Raw genomic sequence first — 2,142 nt, 5'->3', positions numbered from 1 at the left:
AATATCATCGCGTCTCACCATTGAAAGCTTGACCAGCACCGCGGTGCGCATGGCCGCCGGATACGCACGACTGCGGTCTTCACCGGATGGCTACCTGGGACATCCAGCTTGTCGTGGAGGGCGCGGAGGTTTTGCGCCCGTTCGGCTTTCTGTCGACGCGATCTGGCCCGCCGATCGGATGAGGCAGCAGGCGTTCGAATGCCTCAACGCTCTTCACGCGACCGGACAACTTCCCGACAGGCTGTTTTCGCCCGAAGCGCGCGCCAGCCGTCTGCGCTTTAGGCGCTTGACGGCTCGCTAAGCGGCGCATCGCACCGTGAAATCGCAAGGGCCCTGTTGGGCCGGCAACGGCCAACTGGACGGATCCGCGCAACCACCTTCGCGATCGCATTCCGCCGTGCTGTCCGGCGCGGTACACATGCTCATGGATCGTGGCTATCGGTTTTCCTCGCCTGAAAGTAATTGGAATAGCTCACCTGGAGCCGGTCAGCGCCCGAACAGTTCTTTGTATCCAGTCGTAACCATCCAGTTCGCCCGATCGAGATGGCTGCGGACCGCCATTCGGGCGCGCTCAGGCTCTCGCATCGGATCGATACCGAGGACGAGCTGCGCCATCTCGTCTTCGCTGGCATCGTCGGCGGACGCGTCCAGGAGCCTCATATAGATCGTGAAGTGCTCGTTGTCGTAAGCGGTCAGGCGGTCCGACCACGGGACTTGGTCTTGAACTTTGGGTTTCATCGCGACTTCCTGCGGTTCGGGTTCGTTGTCATCGGATAGGGCAAGACATCTCCGTTGGGCTGATCCTATCGAATAGGAACGATCGTTCTTAGAACCATAGTTCCGGTTCTGGTCCGTTTGCGCCATGCGATATGTGGGCTCGATCGAGCGTGCTCGGGTTTCCGCAAGCGTCAGTGTGCTTGGCAAAGCTCGCAAAAGCGCTTGACGTTGATCCTTGTGAGTTGATTAGGCCGCGGCAGTAACAAAGAGGCGATCCGGCCCATGCCGGATTGCCGCAATCGATTTTGACGGCGGGCAACCGGCCGCCAGTGAACTGAGCCCGTTTTCTTCGACATGGGTCTAGATCATTCGGCTTCGCTCCTTGGCGCAGCTTGCGTGACCTACAGCGCTGACCATGAGCGATAATCATCGTCAGATCGCATCCGGGAAGTCGCGATCCCTAACATCCAGGTAGTTCGGGCCAAAATCGGTGCTCGTGCGAATTGCTCCTTAAGTTTGTAGAGCATACTCCGTGGTGAAATCCTCAACAAGAGGGTGGCCTCCCGCGTATGGGAATCCGAGAAGTCTTTGCCCGCAATCTGCGTAGGCTTCGCGAGAAAAAGAAGCTGTCGCAGGAGGCGCTGGCACATGAAGCTGGTGTTGATCGAACCTACATCAGCGCTCTTGAGCGCAGTGTATATGCTGCTACCATCGACATGGTCGAGAAGCTCGCTACGGTGCTGGAGGTTGAGCCGGCAACGATGCTCGATCCGCGATCTGAATAGACTTAAGCATCGTCTGATGCGGAGATCCCTTCGATCGCCCCGCCAACGCCGGCTGCCGGAACAGCTGATAGCGGCGCGCAAGAACAAGGGTTTAACCCAGGCCAAGGTTGGCGAAGCGCTTCGCCGCCCGCTGACCTTTTCGCATGGATATGCGCAAAGCTGGTCGAACAGAATACTCGCACGATCAGGGAAGAGGCCGGCTTGACACAGGAGCAGCTTGCCGAGATCTCCGGCTTCAGCCAGCAGCACATCCGCGGGTTGGAGAAGGGCAAAAGGAACCCCAGCTTTGATCTGGCACAAGCCCTGCGTGTCAGCCATATCGACCTGGTACGACCTGGCTGACCAGGATTAAGCGCTACTTGAACTAAACATCGCAAAAGTGCTTGTAATCAGATGGTGCGGCTCATCGATATCGAGCCTCCCAACCAGGGCCAGCGAGCTTTCCGAGATGTTGCATCTATCCAAATAGCATCGATCGCCGCAGTAGGGCATCTGGGAAGCGGTTGAGAATTATCTTGAGCATGCCGCAAGGACGTCGCCACGAAGTAGCCATCCGGTGAAGACCGCAGTCGTGCGTATCCGGCGGCCATGCGCACCGCGGTGCTGGTCAAGCTTTCAATGGTGAGACGCGATGATATTC

At 58.1% G+C, this 2,142-nt stretch carries 3 protein-coding genes; 2 read left to right on the top strand and 1 reads right to left on the bottom strand.

What is annotated here, in order from left to right; genetic code table 11:
- Positions 1-486 precede the first annotated feature (486 nt).
- The gene (locus LCM4577_RS27135; RefSeq protein ID WP_071074200.1) at positions 487-738 is read right to left on the bottom strand and encodes a DNA -binding domain-containing protein; all 252 of its coding nucleotides are present in this window, start codon (positions 736-738) and stop codon (positions 487-489) included.
- 548 nt (positions 739-1,286) lie between these two features.
- Here LCM4577_RS27135 and LCM4577_RS27130 point away from each other — a divergent pair.
- Both LCM4577_RS27130 and LCM4577_RS27125 read left to right on the top strand, forming a co-directional pair.
- Positions 1,287-1,502 carry a helix-turn-helix domain-containing protein gene (locus LCM4577_RS27130; RefSeq protein ID WP_071074199.1) on the top strand — a complete coding sequence of 72 codons (216 nt, stop codon included), beginning with the start codon at positions 1,287-1,289 and terminating at the stop codon, positions 1,500-1,502.
- Between the two features lie 201 nt (positions 1,503-1,703).
- Positions 1,704-1,844, top strand: a complete 141-nt coding sequence (locus LCM4577_RS27125) for a helix-turn-helix transcriptional regulator (RefSeq protein WP_371410083.1) — start codon at positions 1,704-1,706, stop codon at positions 1,842-1,844.
- The last annotated feature ends 298 nt before the right edge of the window (positions 1,845-2,142 follow it).

Source organism: Mesorhizobium sp. LCM 4577, from assembly GCF_001854795.2.
Classification (GTDB): domain Bacteria; phylum Pseudomonadota; class Alphaproteobacteria; order Rhizobiales; family Rhizobiaceae; genus Mesorhizobium; species Mesorhizobium plurifarium.
Note: the sequence above shows the minus strand (reverse complement) of the source record. Positions and strands in the feature narration are given on the sequence as shown.

Coding starts and splice junctions, on each gene's coding strand:
- LCM4577_RS27135 (WP_071074200.1), bottom strand. CDS start 738: ATGAAACCCAAAGTTCAAGACCAAGTCCCGTGGTCGGACCGCCTGACC.
- LCM4577_RS27130 (WP_071074199.1), top strand. CDS start 1,287: ATGGGAATCCGAGAAGTCTTTGCCCGCAATCTGCGTAGGCTTCGCGAG.